Source organism: Sphingomonas sp. M1A8_2b (genome assembly GCF_053345535.1).
In genome coordinates, this window is sequence record NZ_JBKFAH010000002.1 from 232,513 (window position 1) to 255,812 (window position 23,300).

24 protein-coding genes and 1 tRNA gene are annotated in these 23,300 nt (G+C 67.8%); 23 read left to right on the plus strand and 2 right to left on the minus strand.

Annotated elements, in window-relative coordinates; genetic code table 11:
- The first annotated feature begins 153 nt into the window (after positions 1-153).
- The 4 genes from ACLBWL_RS09400 to ACLBWL_RS09415 are packed head-to-tail and all read left to right on the plus strand — an operon-like array spanning position 154 to position 5,048.
- On the plus strand, positions 154-792 hold the full coding sequence (locus ACLBWL_RS09400) for a CerR family C-terminal domain-containing protein (protein WP_447792408.1): 639 nt from the start codon (positions 154-156) through the stop codon (positions 790-792).
- Positions 789-1,964, plus strand: a complete 1,176-nt coding sequence (locus ACLBWL_RS09405; RefSeq protein WP_447792410.1) for an HlyD family secretion protein — start codon at positions 789-791, stop codon at positions 1,962-1,964. Before ACLBWL_RS09400 ends, ACLBWL_RS09405 begins: the two co-directional genes overlap by 4 nt.
- Position 1,965: 1 nt before the next feature.
- On the plus strand, positions 1,966-3,585 hold the full coding sequence (locus ACLBWL_RS09410) for a DHA2 family efflux MFS transporter permease subunit (protein ID WP_447792412.1): 1,620 nt from the start codon (positions 1,966-1,968) through the stop codon (positions 3,583-3,585).
- Positions 3,585-5,048: an efflux transporter outer membrane subunit gene (locus ACLBWL_RS09415; RefSeq protein ID WP_447792414.1), complete on the plus strand. Its 1,464-nt coding sequence runs from the start codon at positions 3,585-3,587 to the stop codon at positions 5,046-5,048. Before ACLBWL_RS09410 ends, ACLBWL_RS09415 begins: the two co-directional genes overlap by 1 nt.
- A 347-nt stretch (positions 5,049-5,395) precedes the next feature.
- Here the strand turns inward: ACLBWL_RS09415 and ACLBWL_RS09420 are convergent, their stop codons facing one another.
- A complete protein-coding gene (locus tag ACLBWL_RS09420) occupies positions 5,396-5,731 on the minus strand; it encodes a DUF6481 family protein (RefSeq protein WP_132740214.1) in 336 nt (111 codons plus the stop codon).
- A 155-nt stretch (positions 5,732-5,886) separates the two neighbouring features.
- Positions 5,887-6,543: a prolyl hydroxylase family protein gene (locus tag ACLBWL_RS09425; protein WP_447792416.1), complete on the minus strand. Its 657-nt coding sequence runs from the start codon at positions 6,541-6,543 to the stop codon at positions 5,887-5,889.
- Between the two features lie 213 nt (positions 6,544-6,756).
- On the opposite strand from ACLBWL_RS09425, the gene ACLBWL_RS09430 reads away from it, so the two are divergent.
- The 19 genes from ACLBWL_RS09430 (at position 6,757) to ACLBWL_RS09520 (ending at position 23,277) form a co-directional block, all read left to right on the plus strand.
- Entirely contained in the window at positions 6,757-7,530 is a 774-nt protein-coding gene (locus ACLBWL_RS09430; RefSeq protein WP_447792418.1) for a type II secretion system protein N, read from the plus strand.
- A gap of 10 nt (positions 7,531-7,540) precedes the next feature.
- Complete coding sequence (gene gspD, locus ACLBWL_RS09435; RefSeq protein ID WP_447792420.1) at positions 7,541-9,751, plus strand: type II secretion system secretin GspD; 2,211 nt, start codon at positions 7,541-7,543, stop codon at positions 9,749-9,751.
- A gap of 107 nt (positions 9,752-9,858) precedes the next feature.
- Positions 9,859-11,400 carry a GspE/PulE family protein gene (locus tag ACLBWL_RS09440; protein WP_447792422.1) on the plus strand — a complete coding sequence of 514 codons (1,542 nt, stop codon included), beginning with the start codon at positions 9,859-9,861 and terminating at the stop codon, positions 11,398-11,400.
- Positions 11,401-11,571: 171 nt separating this feature from the next.
- On the plus strand, positions 11,572-12,798 hold the full coding sequence (gene gspF, locus ACLBWL_RS09445; RefSeq protein ID WP_447793459.1) for a type II secretion system inner membrane protein GspF: 1,227 nt from the start codon (positions 11,572-11,574) through the stop codon (positions 12,796-12,798).
- A gap of 8 nt (positions 12,799-12,806) precedes the next feature.
- On the plus strand, positions 12,807-13,247 hold the full coding sequence (gene gspG, locus ACLBWL_RS09450; protein ID WP_447792424.1) for a type II secretion system major pseudopilin GspG: 441 nt from the start codon (positions 12,807-12,809) through the stop codon (positions 13,245-13,247).
- Positions 13,248-13,269: 22 nt separating this feature from the next.
- Positions 13,270-13,725 carry a GspH/FimT family pseudopilin gene (locus tag ACLBWL_RS09455; protein WP_447792426.1) on the plus strand — a complete coding sequence of 152 codons (456 nt, stop codon included), beginning with the start codon at positions 13,270-13,272 and terminating at the stop codon, positions 13,723-13,725.
- Positions 13,715-14,101 carry a type II secretion system minor pseudopilin GspI gene (gspI, locus tag ACLBWL_RS09460; RefSeq protein ID WP_447792428.1) on the plus strand — a complete coding sequence of 129 codons (387 nt, stop codon included), beginning with the start codon at positions 13,715-13,717 and terminating at the stop codon, positions 14,099-14,101. The genes ACLBWL_RS09455 and gspI overlap by 11 nt, the downstream gene beginning before the upstream one ends.
- Positions 14,098-14,787, plus strand: coding sequence for a type II secretion system minor pseudopilin GspJ (gene gspJ / locus ACLBWL_RS09465; protein ID WP_447792430.1), 690 nt, complete (start codon positions 14,098-14,100; stop codon positions 14,785-14,787). Before gspI ends, gspJ begins: the two co-directional genes overlap by 4 nt.
- On the plus strand, positions 14,774-15,778 hold the full coding sequence (gene gspK / locus ACLBWL_RS09470; protein ID WP_447792432.1) for a type II secretion system minor pseudopilin GspK: 1,005 nt from the start codon (positions 14,774-14,776) through the stop codon (positions 15,776-15,778). The genes gspJ and gspK overlap by 14 nt, the downstream gene beginning before the upstream one ends.
- Positions 15,775-16,866: a type II secretion system protein GspL gene (gene gspL, locus ACLBWL_RS09475; RefSeq protein WP_447792434.1), complete on the plus strand. Its 1,092-nt coding sequence runs from the start codon at positions 15,775-15,777 to the stop codon at positions 16,864-16,866. Before gspK ends, gspL begins: the two co-directional genes overlap by 4 nt.
- Positions 16,863-17,339, plus strand: coding sequence for a type II secretion system protein GspM (gspM, locus tag ACLBWL_RS09480; protein ID WP_447792436.1), 477 nt, complete (start codon positions 16,863-16,865; stop codon positions 17,337-17,339). The genes gspL and gspM overlap by 4 nt, the downstream gene beginning before the upstream one ends.
- Positions 17,336-18,061: a type II secretion system protein N gene (gspN, locus tag ACLBWL_RS09485; protein WP_447792438.1), complete on the plus strand. Its 726-nt coding sequence runs from the start codon at positions 17,336-17,338 to the stop codon at positions 18,059-18,061. Before gspM ends, gspN begins: the two co-directional genes overlap by 4 nt.
- Before the next feature lie 63 nt (positions 18,062-18,124).
- Positions 18,125-18,201 (plus strand) — tRNA-His (locus ACLBWL_RS09490).
- Between the two features lie 112 nt (positions 18,202-18,313).
- Positions 18,314-19,363 carry a Leu/Phe/Val dehydrogenase gene (locus tag ACLBWL_RS09495; protein WP_447792440.1) on the plus strand — a complete coding sequence of 350 codons (1,050 nt, stop codon included), beginning with the start codon at positions 18,314-18,316 and terminating at the stop codon, positions 19,361-19,363.
- Positions 19,364-19,549: 186 nt separating this feature from the next.
- A complete protein-coding gene (ccmC, locus tag ACLBWL_RS09500; protein WP_447792442.1) occupies positions 19,550-20,275 on the plus strand; it encodes a heme ABC transporter permease CcmC in 726 nt (241 codons plus the stop codon).
- A complete protein-coding gene (locus ACLBWL_RS09505; protein WP_447792444.1) occupies positions 20,272-20,400 on the plus strand; it encodes a hypothetical protein in 129 nt (42 codons plus the stop codon). The genes ccmC and ACLBWL_RS09505 overlap by 4 nt, the downstream gene beginning before the upstream one ends.
- Positions 20,397-20,843 (plus strand): cytochrome c maturation protein CcmE, encoded by a 447-nt coding sequence (gene ccmE / locus ACLBWL_RS09510; protein WP_447792446.1) that lies wholly within the window; start codon positions 20,397-20,399, stop codon positions 20,841-20,843. Before ACLBWL_RS09505 ends, ccmE begins: the two co-directional genes overlap by 4 nt.
- A complete protein-coding gene (locus ACLBWL_RS09515; protein ID WP_447792448.1) occupies positions 20,840-22,753 on the plus strand; it encodes a heme lyase CcmF/NrfE family subunit in 1,914 nt (637 codons plus the stop codon). The genes ccmE and ACLBWL_RS09515 overlap by 4 nt, the downstream gene beginning before the upstream one ends.
- Positions 22,750-23,277, plus strand: a complete 528-nt coding sequence (locus tag ACLBWL_RS09520) for a DsbE family thiol:disulfide interchange protein (protein WP_447792450.1) — start codon at positions 22,750-22,752, stop codon at positions 23,275-23,277. Before ACLBWL_RS09515 ends, ACLBWL_RS09520 begins: the two co-directional genes overlap by 4 nt.
- Positions 23,278-23,300: the final 23 nt, after the last annotated feature.

The following is a 23,300-nucleotide window of genomic DNA, read 5'->3' on the forward strand; positions in this document are numbered from 1 at the left end:
ATTCCGATTGATCCCTAAAGTTGGCCAATATGGGGCCCCACCTGCGCGGGGATGACGACCGGATATAGGTAAGTCTCGATCTTCGCTCGATATTCCAACATCATGACGGATTGTTCATTAGGCTGGTTCGTTCGATCGAACTAGACACGGCGCGTGGTCCAGTCCCGACTCCTCGACATCGCGATCAGCGAATTCGGCACCAAGGGGCTGGAGGGGGCGAGCACGCGTGGGATCGCGGCCGCGGCGGGGACAGCGATGTCCTCGATCACCTATCACTACGGCAGCAAGGAGGGTTTGTACCTCGCGGCTGCCGACCGGATCGCCGAGCGCATGTCCGCCGTGATGGGCGACCCGTCCGAGCTGTCGCACGACGTCGCAGCGGACGATGCGAACGAAGCCCGCGCCCAGATCCACCGCATCTTCGGCCGGCTTGCGGACAAGATGGCCAGCAGCGAGAGCGCCGACTGGACGCTGTTCGTGCTCCGGGAACAGATGAAGCCGGGCGAGGCGTTCGAGCGCATCTATGGCGGCGTGATGGGTCAGATGGTGCGCAGACTGAGCGACCTCGTCTGTATCGCCACCGGCTGCGCCGAAATCCGCACCGGCAGGATCGCGACGATCACCTTGATGGGGCAGGTCATCACGCTGCGGGCGAACCGCGCGACCTGCCTCAAACTGCTCGAGCGCGATGTGCTCGAACCCCAAGACATTCTCGATATCAAGGCGCGGATCGACGCCAATATCGATGCCATCCTCGATTCGATGCGTGCCGAAGAACAGGGCCAGCTATGAGCGACCAGCAGAACGACCATTCCACTACGTCGAAGACCGACGACGAGGACGCCCGCAAGGCCGACCAGCACGGCGAGGCGCAACAGTCCGAGGACAATGGCGACGAGTCCGAGGACGACGACGACAAGAAGCCTTCGGTGTTCAAGAAGCCACTGTTCTGGGTGATCCTGGTCGTCGTGGTCGGCGCGCTGGTGATCGGCGGCGTGCTCTACTGGCTGCACGCGCGGCAGTTCGAATCGACCGACGACGCGTTCGTCGACACGCACATCGTCCGCCTCGCGCCGCAGGTCGCAGGGACGCTGGTGCAGGTCGCGGACATCGACAACCGTCATGTCGAAGCGGGCCGCCTGCTTGCGGTCATCAAGGCATCCGGCCGCGATGCGCAGGTCGCCGAGGCGCAGGCGAACGAATCGCAGGCCCGCGCGCAGTTCGCGCAGGCGCAGGCGCAGGTCACCGCCGCCGAAGCGCAACGCCAGCAGGCCGCCGCACAGGCGCGCGTGCCGATGGCGGCTGCGATCAAGGCGCAGCAGGATCTCGCGCGCTACGAGGCGTTGCTCCGGCTCGACCCCAACGCGGTCGCAGGGCAGCAGCTCGATCAGGCCCGCTCGACCGCCCGCCAGACCGCCGCCGATGCCGCCGCCGCGCGCGAGCAGATCGACACCGCGACCGCGCAGATCGCGGTCGCGCGCAAGCAGGTCGGTGCCGCCAGGTCGGTGATCGACGCCAAGCGTGCGCTGGTCGATCAGGCCAATGTCAGCATCAGCGATCTCCGCCTGACCGCGCCGGTCGCGGGGCAGGTCGTCAACCGCTCGGTCAACATCGGCTCCTACGTCGCGCCCGGCACGCAGCTGATGGCGATCGTTCCCGACCAGATGTGGGTGACGGCCAACTTCAAGGAAACGCAGCTCACGCTGATGAAGATCGGCCAGCCGGTCGATATCCATGTCGACGCGTATCCCGGCGTCGACTTCAAGGGTCATGTCGACTCGATCCAGCGTGGCGCAGGCCAGGCGTTCGCCTTGCTGCCCCCGCAGAACGCGACCGGCAACTACGTGAAGGTGGTCCAGCGCGTCCCCGTCCGGATCGTGTTCGACGCGAAGAACGGCCCCGATCCGAAGCGCTATCCAATCGGCCCCGGCATGTCGGTGGTGCCGACCGTCAAGGTCCGCTGAGGTGGCGAAAGCTCCTGCGAAAGCCGATGCGGGGGGCGGTCACACCTGGTCGCCGAGCCGGTCGGCGGCGGGCAAGTACAGCCCGTGGCTGATCGTCGCGATCATCTCGATTCCGACCTTCATGGAGGTGCTCGACACCTCGATCGCCAACGTCGCGCTCGATCACATCTCGGGCGGCCTGTCGATCACCACCGACCAGGCGACCTGGGTGCTGACCAGCTACCTCGTCGCCAACGCGATCGTCATCCCGATCTCGGGCTGGCTGTCGGATGCGATCGGCCGGAAGAGGTATTTCCTGCTGTCGATCGCGCTGTTCACGATCGCGTCGCTGATGTGCGGCCTTGCGCCCAATATCGGGACGTTGGTCGTCGCGCGCGTGCTGCAAGGCATTGGCGGCGGCGGATTGGCGCCGGTCGAACAGTCGATCCTCGCCGACACCTTCCCACCCAAGCAACGCGGGATGGCGTTCGCCGCCTTCGCGATCGTCGTCGTCGTCGGTCCCGTGCTCGGGCCGACGCTGGGCGGCTACATCGTCGAATATTCGAGCTGGCACTGGGTGTTCCTGATCAACGTCCCCGTCGGCATCGCCGCGTGGTTCGCGGTCGAGACCTTCGTCGACGAGCCGGCGCAAGTGAAGAAGGACCGCGACGAGCGCTTCAAGAACGGCCTGACGATCGATTACGTCGGCGTCGCGCTGGTCGCGCTCGGCCTCGGCTTCCTCGAACTCACCTTCGATCGCGGCGAGCGCGAGGATTGGTTCGCGAGCGGTTTCATCGTCATGTCGGCGATCATCGCTGCGGTGTCGCTGGTCAGCCTCGTGATCTGGGAGCTGAACCACAAGGACCCGGTGATCGACCTCAAGCTGATGAAGAACCGCAACTTCGCGCTGACGATCGGCGTGATGGGCGTCACCGGCATGATCCTGTTCGGCACCACGCAGCTGATTCCGCAGATGCTGCAACAGGTGCTCGGCTACAGCTCGCTCGACGCCGGCCTGGCGCTGACCGCGGGTGGCCTCGCGACGCTCGTCATGGTGCCGTTCGCGGGCCGGTTGAGCGGGTTGGTCGATGTCCGCTTCCTGCTGTTCCCGGCGTTGCTGGTGCAGGCGTTCGCGCTGTGGAACATGAGCCACCTGACCGCCGACATCGCGTTCTCCGATGCGGCGTTCGCGCGGCTGTTCCAGGCGATGGCGCTGCCGTTCCTGTTCGTGCCGATCAACGCGATCGCCTATGTCGGGCTCAAGCAGACGCAGACCGCGCAGGCGTCGAGCCTGCTCAACGTCTCGCGCAATCTCGGCGGTACGATCGGCATCTGCTTCGCGCAGACCCAGCTCGCGGGTGGATTGCAGCGGCACCAGTCGGAACTGACGCAGACGCTCAACCCGCTCGATCCGAACTACAACGACTGGATGCAGAAGGCGGGCAGCGTGTTCGGCGGGCAGGGCGATCCGACCACCACGCCGCTCGCCGTGCTCTACAGCCAGATGCAGCGGCAGGCGACGATGCTCGCGTTCCTCGACGTGTTCCGCGCGATGATGGTGGTCGTGCTGTGCGTCGCGCCACTGGTTCTATTCATGCGCTCCGGCAAGACCGGCGGCGCGCCCTCGGGAGGGATGCATTGATGCGTGCGCGGTTCATGGTGGTTGCGGTTGCGGCCCTGCTCGCGGGGTGCACCGTCGGCCCGAATTACGTCGCCCCCGAGATGGCGGTGCCGCCGGCGTTCGTCGGTCCGCAAGCGAGTGTTGGCGCGACCGTCGACCCAGCCCGCTGGTGGTCGGCGTTCGGCGATCCGCAGCTGGACGGCTTGGTCGAGCGCGCGCTGAAGGGCAATCCCGACATCGCGATCGCCGCCTCGCGCGTGCGACAGGCGCGGTTGCAGGAGATCGTCGCACGCTCGCAAGGGTTGCCGAGCGTCAATGCCAGCGCCAGTCCGAGTCGTATCGAGTTCAGCAAGAATGCCGGCCTCTCGTCGATCGCACGCGCGTTCAGCGGCGGCACGGGGGCAGGGGGCACCGGCTCGACCGGCGGCATCGCGTTGCCGGGCAACGGGATCACGACCTATTCGGTCGGCTTCGACGCAAGCTGGGAACTCGACCTGTTCGGCGGCGTCCGGCGCAGCACCGAGGGCGCGCGTGCGCGCACCGAAGCGGCGGTCTGGTCGAAGCGCGACGCCGCGGTGACTTTGGCGGCCGAAGTCGCCCAGGCGTATTTCGCGCTCCGGCTCGACCAGGCGCAGCTCGCGACGATCGAGGGCGAAATCGCCAATCAGCAACGCGCGCTGACGATCGCGGGCAACATCGCCAAGGTCGGCCTAGTCCCGCCGATCGATGTGACTCGCCAGCGCGCGTCGATCACCTCGACGCAAGCGCGCGCCGAGCCGGTCCGCGCCGATGTCGATGTGCGGATGCATGCGCTGGCGATCCTGCTCGGTGAGCCGCCCGCGACGCTGATGACCGAACTGGCGGCGCCCTCGGCCGCACCGCTCGGTGTGCCGACGATCCCGGCGGGCCTGCCCTCCGAACTTTTGCGGCGGCGTCCCGATATTCGTGCGGCCGAGCGCGATCTAGCGGCGTCGACGGCGGATATCGGTGTCGCGGTGGCGGATATGTATCCGAAGTTCAGCCTCACCGGCATGGGGCAGCTGATCTCGACCGCGCTCGGCAATCTGTTCTCCGGCGACAGCCTTCAGCTGACCGCGAGCGGTGCGGCGCAGTTCCCGCTGCTCGACTGGGGCCGGCGCAAGTCGACCGTCAAGTCGCGCGAGGAAGACCGCGAGCAGGCGTATCTCCGCTACCGCTCGACGGTGTTGCAGGCGTTGCGCGACGTCGAGGACCCGCTGGCGCAGATCGCCGCCGAGCGCCGTCGCAACGCCGCGCTGCAACGCGCGGTGGTTGATGCGCAGAGCAGCGCGAGGGCGGCGGAATCGCAGTACTGGACCGGGTTCGTGGCGCAGAATACGCTGCTGGATGCGCAGACGGACGTGCTGGCCGCGCGCGAGCAGCTGGTGGCGAGCGATGCGCAGTTGCGGCAGCTGACGGTGGCGTTGTTCAAGGCGCTGGGCGGCGGTTGGGAGCAGGCGGAGTAGGGGCTGCTTGCAATCCTCCCCCTTGCTGGGGAGGATTGGAGGAGGGACCGCTGTCCGCACGGCCTCCCGCTCAAATTGTTCTCCCGCGAAGGCGGGAGCCCAGTCTGGACTCCCGCCTTCGCGGGAGAACAAGCTAGTTGGCGAATTGCGCCCGTTCCAGAAGTACCACCCCGGCGAAGGCCGGGGCCCAATTGGGAAACGTCGGTAACGAAGGTGCGCGCTTCATCACTGCGGCCTTGCCAGTTGGGCCCCGGCCTTCGCCGGGGTGGTAGTCTTTTTGGGCAGAGTGCTTTCAGCGAACAGTAGTTAATTCGGAAGACAGGAGCGGCACCACGGCCGCCCCAAAATCACTTCTTCTTGTTCTTCCGCGCCGCGTACTTAGCGTCGCGAATCGCCTTCTTCTCGGCATCGGTCAGCTCGACCTTGGCCTCGGCCTCGCGCTTCTTGGCAGCAGCGGCTTCGGCTTCGGCCTTCTTCGCGGCCTTGGCCTCGTCCTCGGCGGCACGCTTGGCGGCGCGCTTCTCGCGCTCGGCCAGTTCCTTGGCTTCGCGCGCGGCCAGACGCTCGGCGACGACGGCTTCGTCGATCGGCGGCTTGGCCTTCAGCGCTTCGAGCGCCTTCTGCTTGGCGGCCGCGGCGCTGCTCGTGCGATCCTGGAAACTGGGGTCCTTGAAAGAGGCCATTATGGTCGAAATATCCTGTACTATAGGTCTGACGGCCCGATCGCAGGACTGCGCGGGTCGTGACTCTGGCAGCGCCCTTAAATCATCGCACGCCGGATCGGAAGGGGTGTGTTCGCGCGCCGCGTTTTGAAGACCGATTCAGGCCGGGACAGTCGTCAACGCCACTGGTTTTCGCGAAACCATTTGGTGATGACGTATTTGACGCCGCTGCGCACCTTCATCCCCTGGTGCAACGTCGCCGCATTGAGGCTGCCGTCCGCACGCCGGTTGTTCCAGGCGAGCAGCTTGCCCGTTTCAGGCTGGATGACCTTGTCGATCGCCTTGAACCGCGTCGCGCCGCCTGCTTCGGGCCGATTGAGATAGATCATCACGGTCCAAGTCCGGTTGCCCACGACACCGCAATAGCGATCATAGTCGACCCCGGTCGGTTCGAAATAATCGGTGTGTCCCTTGAACTCCTGGCCGACCGCGTAGCGTTGGCCCTGCAACGGTTCGCCGTGGCGACCGTCGAGCCCGGTCAGCGCGGCGATCCGGCGCTCGACCTCGATCACCGCCGGATCCAGCGCCGACAGATCGCCCGTCTCGCTGGTGCGGTAGTTCGCGTCCCCGTTCGAATCGGAGATCGTCGACGGCCGCCGCACCGAATCGATCCGGTCGATCAGCGTCGCGCACAGGTCCGCCGGCAGGAAGTCGCGACATACGAACAGGTCGAGCTTGGCGCTGGGAACGCGCTGGACGCCCGGCGTCGACAGCCGAGCGATGATCGGTGCGGGCGGCAGGCCGGAACCGGCGGGCGGAAGGGACGCGGACATGATCGTCTTTTGCCCACCCGGACGGCGTCGCGCCAGTCTCCGTGCATCCGCGGCGGGCGCAAACATTCCCGGTTGGGCGTCGGACTTCGACCCGCAAGGCATTGACGCGCGACTGTAACATGGCATGCCTACGCCCCGGATGCGGGTGAATTTTGGGGTGGATCGCGGATGCGATTGAAGCTGGACGCACGGACGCGCCGTATCTTGCGGCGTATGCCGATCGTTAACGTCTATACCGTCGTCGAACTCGCGCTGCTGGCCGGGTTGGCGACGCAGTGCGCGCGGCTCGTCTGGACGATCGCGACGCCGATCACGCCGCTTGGCGACTGGCGTCCGGCCGCACCGATGGTGGTTGGATCGGCCGCCGACATCCTGAATGGTTTCGACCCGTTCTTCCGTCTTGGCGGTACAGGCGGTGCGCCGGCTACGGTCACCTCGCTGCAATTGACTCTGTTCGGCACGCGGATCGACGAGGCGATGGGGCGGAGTTCGGCGATCATCGCCGGCCCCGACGGCATCCAGCAGAGCGTCGAGATCGGCGACGAGATCCAGCCCGGCGTCAAGCTGAAGGCGGTCGCGTTCGATCACGTCACGATCGACCGCGGCGGCGCCGACGAGGACCTGTTCCTCGACCAGTCCGGCGCGGTCACGCCGGTGGTGCCCGGCGCGGCCTCTGCCGGCACGCCGCCCCCCGCGGTCGGCATCCCGATCGCGCAGCTGCGCAGCGAGATCGGCTTCATCCCGCGGATCGACGGCGGCCGGATCAGCGGGCTCACCGTCCGCGCGCAGGGCTCCGGCAACGTGTTTCGCTCCGTCGGCCTGAAGGACGGCGACGTCGTCACCTCAATCGGCGGTCGGCCCGTGTCCGGCCCCGGCGATCTCGACCGCATCACCAAGGATTTCGCGGGCGGCGGCAACGTCCCCATCACCGTAGAGCGCGGCCGGGATACCCTGCCACTCGCCATCACGATTGCGCCCCCACAATGAAAATGGCTCAATGAAAAAACTGATTCTTGGTCCGGTCGTCGCGCTGGCACTCGCCGCGAGCGTTCATGCGCAGACCACGCTCAACGTCCGCGACGCCGACATCCGCGCGTTCATCGCCGACGCCGCCAAGGTGACCGGGCGGACCTTCATCATCGACAACCGCGTCGCCGGCAAGGTGACCGTGGTCACCGACCGCCCGCTGTCGCGCTCCGAATATTTCGAGATATTCCTCTCCACGTTGCGCGCCAACGGCCTGGTCGCGGTGCCGACCTCGGGCGGCGCGTTCCGCGTCCAGCCGCTCGACAACGCCGCCTCGCAGCCGAGCCGGATCGGCGTCGCGGGGGCCGCGCGCAACAGCTACGTCACCGAGATCGTCCGCCTTCGCGCGATCGACGCACAATCCGCGGTCGAGACGGTCCGTCCGCTGGTCAGCGCGCAAGGCTCGGTCAGCGCCAATCGCGGCGGCAACAGCCTGGTGGTGGTCGATTTCGCCGACAATATCCGCCGCATCCGCGAAGTCCTGCGCCGGATCGACACCGACACCTCGTCCACGCGTGTCGTCGCACTCAAGAACGCCAGCGCCAAGGAGATCGCCACCGCGCTGCAAGGTCTGATCGGGACAGGCACCGGCGGCGGGCAGGGCGGCGCGGCTGCAACCGGCCCGAGTGCATCGGTCGTCGCGGTCGAGGGATCGAACGCGGTCGCCTTGCGCGGCGACCCGTCGACCGTCGCGCGGCTCGCGCAGGTTGCGGTCGACCTGGATCAAAAGGCGCGCAACGGTACCGAGATCAGGGTGGTGTTCCTCGAGAACGCCGACGCCGAGCAACTGCTGCCGGTGTTGCAGGAACTCGTCGGCCAGACTCCGACCCAGCCCGTCCAGACGTCGCTGTCCCGCTCCAATTTCGGGTCGAGCAGCACCAATGGCGCATCCGGCGGCCAGTCCAACGTCTCGCAGCCGCAGATCCCGCAGTCCGGTCCGACATCGGGTGGCGGATCGTCGGGGTCGGGCCAGCCCGCGATCACCGCGGCCGGCGGCAAGACCGCCGCGGTCGTCACGCGCTTTGCCGGTGCCAATGCGATCGTCATCGCCGCGCCCGCCGAAATCCAGCGCCAGTTGAACGAGGTCGTCCGACAGCTCGATACGCGCCGCGAACAGGTGCTGGTCGAGGCGATCGTCGCCGAGGTCTCGGATACGACCGCGCGGGCGCTCGGCGCGCAGTTCATCGTCGGCGACCCAAGCGGCGGCGCGTTCGGCGCATCGACCTTCGCCAACTCCGCGCCCAACATCCTCCAGATCGCTGGCGCGATCGGTGCGACGCAGCTCAACACATCGAGCACGACCACCGTCAACACCGACGGCAGCACGACGACCACCAAAACGACCAGCGACGCGGCCAATACGCTGCAACAATCGGCGATTGCGTCGATCCTGAGCGCGACCGGGGGGTTTGGTGGGTTCGGCGGGCAGATTGGCAGCACGTTCTTCGGCGCGATCATCAACGCGGTGAAGAGCGACACGCAGTCGAACCTGCTCCAGGTCCCGCACCTCGTGACGCTCGACAACCAGGAGGCGCACAGCCTCGTCGGGCAGGAGATCCCGATCACTACGGGGCAGGCGCTCAGCACCAATTTCGACAACGCGTTCCGCACCACGCAGCGGCAGAATGTCGGCATCGAACTGACTGTCCGTCCGCAGGTGAACTCCAGCGGTACGGTGAAGCTCAACCTGCGCCTGGAGGTCAGCTCGATCGCCGGGCCGGTGTCGAGCGACAACAGCGACCTGATCCTCAACAAGCGCGAGGTCGAGACCGTCCGGACCGTCGACGACGGCCAGATCGCGGTGATCAGCGGCCTGCTCGACGACAACGAGCGGCGCACGATCGAGAAGATCCCGCTGCTCGGCGATATCCCGGTGCTCGGCAATCTGTTCAAGTCGAAGGCCAAGCAGCGCTCGAAGACCAATCTGATGATCTTCATCCGCCCGACGATCCTGCGTACCGCCGAGGACAGCCGCAAGCTGACCGAGCAGCGCTACGGCTATGTCCGCCTGCAGCAGGGGTTGCAGCAGCCGGGGCAGGAGCCGTCGATCGACGAACTCGTCCGCGATTACCTGGGCGCCGCCCCACCGATTCCGCCCGCGCCGATGGCGGGCAGCATCGAGGATCCGCGCGTGGCGGTGCCGGTGCGGACCTCGACGATGGTCGTGCGGCCGAAAAAATGATCATCCGCGAAGGCCACGAGATCGACGCTTCTACTCCCCTCCCGCTTGCGGGAGGGGTCGGGGGAGGGGCTGCCTTGACCGCGGACGCGGCGATTGGGGGATATGTCATGCCCTCCCCCGCCCCCTCCCGCGAGCGGGAGGGGAGCAGTGACCTCCCCCAGATCAGCATCCCCTACGCCTTCGCCCGAAAATTCGGTGTCGTGATCGACCACACCGACACCGACTCCCACCTCACGATCGCGATGCGCGCCGGCGCCGAGCCCAAGGTCCTGCTCGAACTCCGCCGCTACCTCGCCCGCCCGTTCGATGTGACCTTCGTCGACCAGATCGCCTTCGACCGGCTCCTGTCGAACGTCTACGCGATGGACGGCCAGGCCAACGCGCTCGCCGCGGTCGGCATGGGCGACGAACTCGACCTGCTCGCCGGCGACATGCCGACCGCGGAGGACCTGCTCGACACCGCCGACGACGCCCCCGCTATCCGCCTCATCAACGGCATCATCGCCGACGCCGCGCGCAACGGCGTGTCCGACATCCATATCGAGCCGTACGAAACCGGCCTCGTCGTCCGGATGCGGATCGACGGTGTGCTGCGCGAGACGCTGCGCATGCCGCCCAACGTCGCGCCGGTCGTGGTCAGCCGCATCAAGGTGATGGCGCGCCTCGACATCGCCGAGCGCCGCGTGCCGCAGGACGGCCGCATGGGGCTGACGCTGGGCGGCAAGCTGCTCGACGTCCGCGTCTCGACGCTGCCGAGCCGCGCAGGGGAACGCGTGGTGCTGCGTATCCTCGACAAGGAAAACGCCGGCATCGACCTCGAAGCGCTCGGCCTCCCGCCCGCGCTGTTCGCGCTGCTGAACGAGGCGCTGAGCGAGCCGAACGGCATCATCCTCGTCACCGGGCCGACGGGTTCGGGCAAGACGACCTCGCTCTATGCGGCGCTGCGCCTGCTCAACGACGGCAGCCGCAACATCCTGACGGTCGAGGATCCGGTCGAATATGCCGTCGACGGCGTTGGCCAGACGCAGGTCAATCCGAAGGTCGGCCTGACCTTTGCGGCTGGGCTGCGCGCGATCCTCCGCCAAGATCCCGACGTCGTGATGGTCGGCGAAATCCGCGACCGCGAGACCGCCGAGATCGCGGTGCAGGCGTCGCTCACCGGCCATCTCGTGCTGTCGACGGTCCATACCAACGATGCGATCGGCGCGATCACCCGGATGCGCGACATGAAGGTCGAAAGCTTCCTGCTCGCCTCGACTCTGCGCGCGGTGATCGCGCAGCGTCTCGTGCGGCGCCTCTGCCCGACGTGCCGCAAGGCCGTGCCCGCCTCGGACACGGTAGCCCCGCTACTCGGCATCGCGCCGGACGCGGTCGTCTACGTCGCGCAAGGTTGCGAAGACTGCAACCAGACTGGCTACAAAGGCCGCATAGGGGTGTTCGAAGCGGTCCGCATCGACGACACCATCCGCCGCCTGATCAACACCGACGGCCACGAATCGGAGATAACCGCGCACGCGTTCGCCAGATCACCGAACCTCGCCCAGTCGGCGCGCGACCTGGTCCTCTCCGGCCAGACCACCGCCGAAGAAGCCGTCCGGGTATCCCGCCGCGACACGACCGAAGTGGTCGAGGATACAGGAGTTGCGTAGCGCGCGGCAATTCCTCCCCGGAACGGGGAGGGGGACCAGCGAAGCTGGTGGAGGGGGTTCACCACGCTCGCACCACCAGCCGTACGCCGCTAGCAGCGCAACGCAACGTTCGCGGCACGCCCCCTCCACCACCGCTTCGCGGCGGTCCCCCTCCCCTTGCAGGGGAGGATGATGGCGGACTTCGACTATCTCGCGATCGACACCAAAGGCGCCGAACGTCGCGGCCACGTCGCCGCCGCGGACATCGACGTCGCGCGCGCCACGCTCGACGCGCGCAAGCTCTACGTCGTCAAGATCAGCCCCGGCGCCCCGCCGCAGGCGACCAAGGGCCGCCCGCTATTCGGCCTCCAGCTCGGCACGCCGAAGATGTCGGGCAAGAACCTCACGCTCTTCACCCGCCAGCTCGCCACGCTCAACCGCGTTTCCCCGCTGGAGGAGTCGCTCCGGACCATCACTCGCCAGACCGAACAGGAGAGCGTCCGCACGATCGTCCAGCACGTCCATGCCGGCGTCGTCGAAGGCCGCCGCCTCGCCGACGCGATGGCGCGCGAACCCAAGAGCTTCCCGCCGCTTTACCGCGCGATGGTCTCCGCTGGCGAAAGCTCGGGCTCGCTCCCTACGATTCTCGACCGGCTCGCCGCGCTCCTGGAACGCCAGGCGGAGATCCGCGGCAAGCTGATCACCGCGCTCGCCTACCCCTCGATCCTCGCGCTGGTCGCGCTGGGCGTCGTCACCGCGCTGATGATGTTCGTGGTGCCGCAGGTGGTCGAGCAATTCGACACGGTCGGCCAGCAATTGCCGCTACTCACGCGGATGGTGATGGCGTTCTCGGCGTTCCTCGTCGGGTATTGGTGGGTGATGCTGCTGGTCGTCGGGATTGCCGCGCTCGGTGGATGGCAGGCGCTGAAGGACCCGACGCTCCGCCTCGCCTTCGACAGCTGGCTGCTCCGCATCCCGATGCTCGGCCGCCTGATCCGCGACCTTCATGCCGCGCGAATGGCGCGCACGCTAGGCACGATGGTGGCGAGTCGCCTGCCGTTGCTCGACGGCCTCAATCTCACCGCCAGCACGATCCACAACCGCCGGCTGCGCCTCGCCTCGGACCAGATCGTCGAGGCGATCCGCGGCGGCGGCTCGCTGTCGGCCGCGATGCGCCGTGCGGGCGTGTTTCCGCCGCTGCTGACCTATCTCGCAGCCTCGGGCGAAGCGGCGGGACGGCTCGACGAGATGCTGGAGCGCGCCGCCGACTATCTCGAACGCGAGTTCGACCGTTTCACCGCCACCGCATTGTCGTTGCTCGAACCGCTGATCATCGTCGTGATGGGCGGCATCGTCGCGACGATCGTGCTATCCATCCTGCTCCCGATCCTCCAGCTCAACACGCTGGCCGGACAATGAGGTCGTACATGCGTCCAGAAGACAAAAAGAAGCGCCGCGAGGCCGGCTTTACCCTCGTCGAGCTGATGGTCGTGATCGTCATCATCGGGCTGCTCGCCACGATCGTCGCGCTCAACGTGCTGCCCTCGGGCGACACCGCGCGGATCCAGAAGGCGAAGGCCGACATCGCCCAGATCGAGGGCGGGCTGGAACTCTACAAACTCCAGAACATGAGCTTCCCCAACACCTCGCAGGGCCTGAACGCGCTCGTCACCGCACCTGCCGGCCTGACAGATCCCTCGCGCTATCAGCGCGGCGGGTATCTAAAGAAGCTGCCGAACGATCCCTGGGGGCGCCCGTATCTCTATGCCTCGCCCGGCGCGCATGGCGAGGCCGACGTCTGGACCTTCGGCGCCGACGGCAAGGAAGGCGGCGAGGGGATCGATGCCGACATCGGCAGCTGGCAGTAAGCGCGAAGGCGGCTTCAGGCCTGTGAGGCGTTCCGCCGAACTCGGCTTCACATTGGTCGAGCTGATGGTCGTCGTCACGATCATCGGCCTAGCGTCGGCGGTGGCCGTGTTCGTCATGCCCGACCCGCGCGGTCGCGTGGTCGACGAGGCGACGCGGTTCGCCCTGCGGACCCGCGCTGCGCACGATTCCGCGATCGTCGAGGCACGCCCGGTCAGCGTCTGGGTGACCGGCGGCGGCTATGGTTTCGACCGGCGGCAGGCCGGCGGCTGGACGCCCATCGCGGAGAAACCGATGCGCGTCGAACGCTGGACCGACGGCACCAAGGCGACGATCGGCGACGCGAGCGGGCGGGTCCGGGTGACCTTCGACCCGACCGGACTGGTCGATCGTCCTGCGGAAATCCGGCTCGATCGCGGCGGGATTGCCGCAACCGTGCATATCGATGCCGATGGCAGCGTGCGCGCCGATGCGGGCTGAGCGCCATCCGCGCGAAAGGGGCTTCACCCTTATCGAGATCATGGTCGCGCTGGCGGTGTTCAGCCTGGCGGCGATGGCGCTCGTCCGGCTGGAGAGCGCGACGGTCCGCGGCGCGTCGATCCTCGATGAGACGCTGGTCGCGCAGATGGTCGCGCGCAACGTCGCGATCGACGCGGTCACCGAGGCGCAGCCGCCCACCGCCGGCCGCGTCACCGGTGTCGAGACCAACGGTGGCCAGGCCTGGACCTGGACCCGGCAGGTTAGCGCCCTCGGCGGCTCGCAGGTGTTGCGGATCGACGTCGCGGTCGCGGATCGTTTCGGCACGCAACTCGGCCGGCTGACGATGGTCCGCCCGGCGCCGAGGTCGGCGACATGAGCCCCGGTCGTGCGCAGGCAGAGGCGGGCTTCACGCTGATCGAGGTGATGGTTTCGCTGATGATCTTCGGGATGATCGCTGCCGCGGGCGTTGCGATCCTATCGTTCAGCGTCAAGGCGCAGAGCACGACCGGGGCCAAGCTCGATGATATCAGCGCGCTGACCCGGACGATGTCGATCCTGTCCACCGATCTCGCCCAGGCCTCGAATCGGTCGACGCGCGACGAAGCCGGCACTGCTGTTCCCGCATTCGTCGGCGAGAGCGGATCGGGGGTCACGCCGATGCTCCGCCTCGTCCGCGCCGGCTGGAGCAACATCGACGGCGCCGCGCGGCCGAGTACGCAGAAAGTGGCCTACCGCATCGACGCCGGTACGTTGCAGCGGATCGCCTACCCGATGATCGACGGCGCGCCACCGCTTCCCCCCGCGACGCTCCTCACTCGCGTTCGCCAAGTAGCGCTCCGCTACCGGATCGCCGGTGCCTGGAGCGATCGCTGGGACGGTGCGAGCGGCAGGGCGTTGCCTGACGCGATGGAACTCACGGTTTCGCGCGACGACGGCATGCAGTTCCGCCAGATGTTCCTCGTCGGCACGGGCTACATCCCGATGCCGATCGATGGTGCCAGCGCGCCGACCCCGCCACCGTCCGGCACGCCAGCACAGGGGGCACTCGGTGCGCGGACCTGAGCGCGGCGTCCACCGTGGACGCGAGCGGGGGGCGGCGCTGCTCACCGTGCTGATGCTGGTCGCGATCATCGCGGTGATGGCGGGCGCGGCGCTTGAGAAGCTGCGGCTGTCGACCCGGCTGGCGGGCAATGCCGCGACCGGCGAACAGGCGCGCGCCTATGCCTTCGCGGCGGAGACGATGGCACTGACCCGCGTCTCCACCCTGCTAAGCCAGAGCCCCAAGCGCGTCACGCTGGCGGGAAACTGGAACAACACGCCGTTCGGCTTGCCGCTACCCGGCGGCGGGTTCGCGGTGGCCCGTGTCCGCGATGGCGGCAATTGCTTCAATCTCAACGGCTTGGTGACACAGGGCACTAGCCCCGGCAGCTATGTCAGCGTTCCCGAGATCCGGCCGCAGTTCGTCCGGCTGATGCGCTTGCTGAACGTACCGACGCAGGTCGGCGAGCAGATCGCGGCAAGCGCGTCGGACTGGATCGACAGCGATCAGGACCAGCAGGCGATGGGGGCGGAGGATGGCGCGTATCTCGGTCGCGAGACGCCGTACCGGACCGCCGGCACGCTGATGACCGATCCGAGCGAATTGCGCGCGGTCGCCGGCATGACGCCCGAGATCTACGCCACCTTGCGGCCGTGGATCTGCACGCTGCCGGTCGCCAAGCCGTCATCGATCAACGTCAACACGCTGGCGCCCGAGCAGGCGCCGCTGTTCGCGATGCTGTTTCCCGATACGCTGTCGGTCGGCAGCGCGCAGCAGTTGCTGCTTCGTCGGCCGCCACAAGGCTATGCGGATACGGGCGAGATCACCAAGGCGGCGGCGCTGCTGGGCGCGGCCAACCTCGCGCCCGGTGCGGTCGCCTCGGTGCAGTCGAAATGGTTCACGCTCGATATCGACGTGACCCTGGGCCGCACGCAAATGCAGGAACGCGCGGTGATCGACGCGAACCGACTTCCCGCGCAGCTCGTATCGCGGCAATGGGGCGAGCCATCATGACGACGTTGCTGTTCCTCCCTGCCGGCGAGACCGGGTTCCGCTGGATGCGCGTGGCGGACGCGCGCGTGGCCGAGGAGGGGCAGGGCATCCCCGCCACGATCGACGACGACACGATCGCGGTCGCACCGGCGGACGCGGTGACGCTGCACTGGGCGGAGCTGCCGTCCCGCTCGCCGGCGCAGGCGACCGCGGCTGCTCGCCTCCTTGCCGCCGAAGCCAGCGCGTCGCCGCTCGCCGAGCTCCATGTCGCGGTCGGCGACGAAGGGGCAAGCGACCGGCCGATCGGCGTCGTCGGTGTTGCGACGATGCGCGAGTGGCTGCGGACGCTCGCGGAAGCGGGGATCGATCCGGTCGCGATGATCCCCGCGCCGATGCTCCTCCCGCGCCCCGACGAAGGCTATGCGCGTGCCGACCTCGCGGGCAGTGGCGTCGTGCGCGGAACGTCGAGCGGTTTTGCCGACGAAGCGCGCCTGACCGACCTGATCACCGGCGGTGCGGCCCCGGTATCGATCGATCGCGAGATGCTCGAGGCGGCGATCGTCGCCGCTGTCGTCGTGCCCCCGCTAGACCTCCGGCAGGGGCCGTTCGCGCGGCGGCGGCAGTTCGCGATCGACTGGGCGCTGATCCGGCGGCTTGCTGTGCTGTCGCTGACGATCCTCGCGGTGACGCTGGCGATCTCGCTCGTCCGCATCGCCAAATACAGTTTCGGCGCCGATGCGCTGGAGGCGGAAGCCAACACGGTCGCGTTGGCCGGCTTGCCGCGCGGCGAGACGGTGGTCGACGCGGGCCGTCAGCTCGACGAACGCCTGTCGCGCGTCCGCGGGCCGGGGCTTGGATTCACCAATACCACGGCGGCGGTGTTCGCGGCGGTGCGCGCGACGCCGGGCACCGAAGTGACCGGGCTCGATTTCCAGGCGAACGGCGATCTGCGGCTGTCGGTCGCGGTCGAGCGGGAGGCGTTGGCAACCGATCTGAAACGCGCGCTCGAAACATCGGGGTTCACGGTGCGCGCGGGCGTGTTCCAGGCAGCAGCCGGCCGCGTGACGGGCGAACTCACGGTCAGCCCAGCATCGGGAGTTGCACGATGACCGGCCTTAAGACCTGGTTCGAGGGACGATCGCTGCGCGAGCGCCGGCTGCTGCTCGTGATGGCCGCGCTCGCGGTGCTGACATTGCTGTGGGCGGTGATCATCCGACCCGTCGGCGACGGCCTGTCGAGCGCGCGCGAACGCCATGCCGACGCGGTGACCCGGCTCGGCGAGACGCGTGCGCAGGTCGCGACGCTGCGCGATATCCAGCGCACCCGCGCCGCGCCGCTGACCGGCACGCTCGCCGATGCGGTCCGCGCCGAGGCGGATCAGGCCGGTTTCGCACTCGCCTCGCTCGATCAGGACGGCGCGGATCGGGTCCGTATCGGCATCCAGTCCGCGCGGCCCGCGGCGCTCGTCACGTGGCTGGCCCGGCTCGAACGGCGCGGCATCCTCGTCGATACGGCGACGATGACCGACAAGGGCGACAAGACCGTCGGCGTCGCGCTCACGTTGAAGGCGCGCGCGGCATGAGGCGGATACGCTTGCAGACCGGCCCCGCCGCGTTGTTCGGCGGGATGCTGCTGATCGCGCTGATCGTCTTCCTGCCGATGCGCGCGGTGCTCGGCTGGGTCGGTATCGGCGACGAAGGGCTGGTCGCGCGGCGCGTGTCGGGGACGATCTGGGGATCGACGCTGACCGAAGCGCGATTCGGCGATCTCGCGCTCGGCGACCTGCATGCGAAGGTGTCGCCACTGCCGCTGCTGGTCGGTCGCGCGACGATCGTCTTCACCGGCGCGGACTCGCTTGCGGCCAGACCGCTGAGCGGATCGGCGAGCGTCAGCCGCCACGGCTTCGGTGTCGACCATGTAACGGCCACGGTCGCGACCGGGCGGGTGTTCGCGCCGGTGCCCGTCTCCGCGCTCGACCTCGACGACGTGTCGGTCCGTTTCCGCGATGGCCAGTGCGAGAGTGCCGAGGGCCGCGTCCGCGCGACTCTGGCAGGCGACGTCGGCGGGATCGCGCTGCCGCAATCGGTCGGCGGCACTGCGCGCTGCGACGGTACCGCGTTGCTGCTGCCGCTGACGAGCCAGGCGGGTACCGAAGGCATCGCATTGCGGATCGAAAACGCCGGTAAGTATCGCGCCGAACTGGCGCTCCGGCCGTCCGATCCGCTCGCCGTCCAGAAACTCGAACAGGCCGGCTTCGTCCGCGGCCCGACCGGCTATCGTCTGTCGATCGAAGGACGTTTTTGAGGGGTTTGTGCGATCGGCGGTTGACGCAGGGCAGCGACCCCCGCTAGGGGCGACGCCTTCGCGGCGATCGTAGTTCAATTGGTTAGAGCGTCGGCTTGTGATGCCGGATGTTGCGGGTTCAAGTCCCGTCGGTCGCCCCATTATTTCGTTATTTTCGACAGGCCCCGGCAAAGCGGTCGCTTTGGGCTGGCCAAACGGCCCAGAAAATAATATTTCGCCTCCCGGTAATTTTATTCTCCTCAGGAGCCGGCGATGACAGCGGTTTGGGACCTTCCCGATTTCGACGACCACGAGGGCGTACACGCCTTCACCGATCCCGAATCGGGCCTGCGCGCGGTCATCGCGCTGCACTCCACCAAGCTAGGGCCGGCGGCTGGTGGCACGCGGTTCTGGCATTACGCCGATACCGGGCGCGCGGTGACCGACGCGTTGCGCCTGTCGCGCGGCATGAGCTTCAAGAACGCGATGGCCGGCCTGGAGCTCGGCGGCGGCAAGGGCGTGGTCCTCGCGGCCAAGCCCGGCGATGTCATCACGACGGCGCAGCTCGAGGCGTTCGGTCGCGCGGTCGATTCGCTCGGCGGGCGCTATGTGACGGCGGAAGACGTCGGCATGTCCGAAGAGCGGATGAAGGTGATCTCCACGCAGACGCGCTATGTCTCCGGCTTGCCGGTCGCGAGCGGCGCCGCTGGCGGCGATCCCGGGCCATACACCGCGCTCGGCATCTATCTCGGCGTGAAGGCGGCGGCGCAGCGTGGCCTCGGCGCGACCGACATGAAAGGCGTCCGCGTCGCGATCCAGGGTGTCGGTTCAGTCGGCGGCGGTCTCGCCCGACTGCTGGCGAAGGACGGCGCGGTGCTGACGCTGGCCGATGTCGACGAAGGCCGTGCGCAGAAGCTCGCCGGTGAACTCGGCGCGACCGCAGTGGCGGCCGAGGCGATCCTGACGACCGAGGCGGATATCTTCAGCCCGAACGCCCTGGGTGCGATCCTGACCGAAATGTCGATCGCGTCCTTGAAGGCGAAGGTCGTCGCCGGTGGCGCGAACAACCAGTTGAGCGTGCGCGAGGACGGCGCGAGGCTGCATGCGCGCGGCATCCTGTATGCGCCGGACTACGTGATCAATGCGGGCGGGATCATCAACGTCGGTCTCGAATATCTCGGCCAGGGCGACGAGGCCGAGGTCAAGGCGCGGATCGCGCGCATCCCCGAGCGCCTGATCGAAGTGTGGAACGAGAGCGATCGTTCGGGTGAGCCGGCATCGGATGTTGCCGATTCGATCGCAAAGCGCCTGATCGGCCGCTGAAATCCTTCTCCCCACTGGGGAGAAGGTGGCGCATAGCGCCGGATGAGGGGTGGTTGGGGTGAACGCCTGAGCCTCACTCCCCCTCACCCTCCCACCGCAAGCGCGGCGGGTCCCTCCCTCTCCCCAAGGGGAGAGGGCTTAACTCTCGCGTGACGTCAGTGAATTAAGGCAATAAGGCTGTCCCCAGTGGCCACCCTACACGCCTTCGCAAACCCCGCGCGCTTCCTGAAGATCGCCAAGCCGTTGACGCCCGCGCTTTTCTGGGCCGGTGTCGCGCTGATCGTGCTGGGCTGCTGGGCGGGCCTGACCCAGACCCCGCCCGATTACCTCCAGGGCGAGACCGTCCGCATCCTCTACATCCACGTCCCCGCCGCTTGGCTCGGGATGGGCGGGTGGAGCGGGATCGCGATCTCCAGCCTCATGGTCCTCGTCTGGCGCCACCCGCTCGCCAGCGTCGCCGCACGCGCGATCGCGTTGCCGGGCGCGGTGTTCGCGGCGCTGTGCCTGATGACCGGCTCGATCTGGGGCCGCCCGACCTGGGGGACCTGGTGGCAATGGGACGGCCGGCTGACCTCGATGCTGCTGCTGTTCTTCGTCTATCTCGGTTACATGGCGCTCGCGAGGGCCGATGCGGATCGTGGCGGCGACGGGCGCGTGCCGGCGCTGTACGGGATCGCCGGATCGGTACTGCTGCCGATCATCCGCTATTCGGTGGTATGGTGGAACACGCTGCACCAGGGGCCGAGCATCGGCCTCACCAAGTCGACCATCGCCGGTTCGATCCTGTGGCCGCTGCCGATCATGCTCGCCGGGTTCACCTTCGTGTTCGCGGGGATCGTCCTGATGCGAATGCGGACGATGCTTGCTGTGGCGAAATCCGAAGCCCGTATGCGGCGGATGGCGCGCGCATGAACCCCTGGCCGTTCGTGACCGCCGCGTATGCCGTGACGCTGGGTGGCGGGGCGCTCCTCGCGCTGCTGAGTTACCGCGCGATGCGCAGGGCCGAGAAGCCTGTCGTGAGCGACGTCGAACGATGAAGGCGAAGCATCAACGCCTTACACTCGCGCTGCTGGCGCTCGGCGCAGTCGTCGTCGCGGGGCTGCTGGCGCTGTCGGCGCTGAAGGATCAGGCCGCCTTCTTCTACGCGCCGTCCGACGTACGCCGCGACGGCCTGCCGCTCGGTCGCGCGGTCCGGCTCGGCGGCATGGTCGAAGCGGGATCGGTCAAGCGTGCTGCCGACGGCATCACCGTGCATTTCGTGGTCACCGACGGCCAAGCGACCACGCCGGTCGTCTTCGCAGGCATCGTCCCGGACCTCTTCCGCGAGAAATCGGGCGTCGTCGCCGAAGGGCAGTTCCAGCCCAACGGCAGCTTCGTCGCGTCGAACCTGCTCGCCAAGCACGACGAAAAGTACATGCCGCCGGAGATGGCCGGCAAGATGCACGAATCCAAGTCCCTCGAACCTGACGCGAAACAGTGATCGCCGAAGCAGGTCTTGCCGCGCTCTGGCTCGCGGGTGCGCTTGCGGCGTTGCAGTTGGCGATGGCGGCGATCGGCATCGCGCGCGGTCGTGACGACGTCGCGGCGGCTGTGCGCCCCGTGGCGATCGTCCAAGGGCTGCTTGCGGTGCTGGCGATGGCGCTGCTGATCGAGCTGTTCCTCGAGTCCGACATGTCGGTGAAGCTGGTCGTCGAGAACAGCCATTCCGCCAAGCCCTGGCTCTACAAATTCGCGGGTGCCTGGGGCAATCACGAAGGCTCGATGCTGCTCTGGGTGACGATCCTCGGGCTGGCGGGCGGGGCGGTCGCGATCTTCGAGCGCTCGCTGCCCGAACGCACGCTGACCGCGACTCTCGGCGCACAGGCGACGATCGCGCTCGGCTTCTACGCGTTCCTGCTGTTCTCCTCGAACCCGTTCGCGCGGCTCAACCCCGCAGCGCCCGATGGCCTCGGGCTCAATCCTCTGTTGCAGGACCCGGGCTTGGCTTTCCATCCGCCGACGCTCTACATCGGCTATGTCGGCCTTTCGGTCGCATTCTCGTTCGCGGTCGGCGCGCTCGTCACGCGGGACGTCGGCCCCGCGTTCGCCAAGGCGATGCGGCCCTGGGTGCTGATCGCGTGGATCTTCCTCACGCTCGGCATCACCGCGGGATCGTACTGGGCCTATTACGAGCTCGGCTGGGGCGGCTGGTGGTTCTGGGATCCGGTCGAGAATGCCTCGCTGATGCCGTGGCTCGCCGCGACCGCGCTGCTTCATTCGGTGACGGTGCTGGCGACGCGAGACGGCCTGCGTGCCTGGACGATCATGCTGGCGGTGGTCGCCTTCTCGATGTCGATGATCGGCACGTTCCTGGTCCGCTCGGGCATCCTGACCAGTGTCCATGCCTTCGCGGTGGACCCAGAGCGGGGCGCGTTCATCCTGGCACTTCTCGCGATCTACATCGGCGGCGCGCTCGCATTGTTCGCCGCTCGCATCGGCACTGTGCGCGCGGGCACGACCTTCGATCCGGTTAGCCGCGAGGGCGGGCTGGTCGCGAACAACCTGCTGTTGTCGGTGATCCTCGGTATCGTCCTGATCGGCACGCTCTATCCGATCGTCGCGGCGAGCTTCGGCGTGCAGCTGTCGGTCGGCCCGCCGTTTTTCAACAAGGCGGCGGGACCGATCGCGCTGCTGCTGGTCGCGGTTATGGCGGTGGGGCCGCTGCTGCGCTGGCGGCGTGACGACGCGAAGGCAGTGCTCGGGCGAGTCATGCTGCCGATCGGCGCGACGCTGGTGGTGGCGATCGCGCTGCTGTTCCTGTGGCCGGGTTGGCTCCCCTGGGCCGGGCTGTCGCTCGCCGCCGGTCTCGCTGTCGCCAGCGTCGCGCCGCTGTGGAAGCGCAACCTCAGGCGCACGCCGCTTTTCACCTACGGCATGGTCATCGCGCATCTAGGCATCGCGGTCAGCCTTGCCGGGATGGCGTCGGACAGCGCGTTCACGAAGGAAACGCTGGTCGCGGTGCGCGCGGGCGAACCGGCGCGCGTCGGTCCTTATACCGTGACGCTCGACGGCATCTCGCCGGTGATCGGGGAGAATTGGTCGGCACTCGAAGCGCGACTGACCGCAGCCCGCGGTAGCAGCGCGAGCATCCTGCGCCCGCAGCTCCGGTTTTTCGCCAACCCGCCGACCAGCACCAACGAGTCGGCGATCCTGACGGTACTCGACGGGCAGCTCTATACTGTGCTCGGCCAGCCGGACGGCCAAGGACGGTGGCAGCTGCGCCTGTGGTGGAAGCCTTTCGTGACGCTGATCTGGTTCGGCGGCGTGCTGATCGCGCTGGGCGGCGCATTGTCGCTGCTCGGCCGCGTGCGACGCGAGCGACGTAGCGCGATGCGGGCGTATTGGGCATGAAGCGATTAGCACTCTGGGCGCCGCTGGCGATTTTCGCGCTGCTGTTCGCGGTTGTCGCGAGCGGACTGTTCCGGCCGGCGGAGAAGGTGGTTCGGTCGGCGATGGTTGGCAAGCCGCTGCCTGATTTCGCGCTGTCGCCAATGATCCCCGGCAAGCCGGGCTTGACCAGTGCGTCGTTCCGCCAGGGCAAACCGCGTTTGCTCAACGTGTTCGCGAGCTGGTGCATTCCGTGCATCGCCGAGGCGCCGCAGTTGATGCGCCTGAAGGCGATGGGGGTCCCGATCGACGCGATCGCGATCCGCGACACTGCGCCCGCGATCGCCGGGTTCCTGCGGCGTAACGGCGATCCCTACGAGCGGATCGGCAGTGATCGGGCCAGTCAGGTGCAATTGGCGCTCGGCTCGTCGGGTGTGCCGGAGACGTTCGTGATCGACGGCCGCGGGATCGTCGTGAAGCAGATCATCGGCGATATCCGGCCGGACAATGTCGCCGAGATCATGCAAGCCATGAAGGACGCGCGGTGAACAGGCGCAACCAAGTCCCCCTT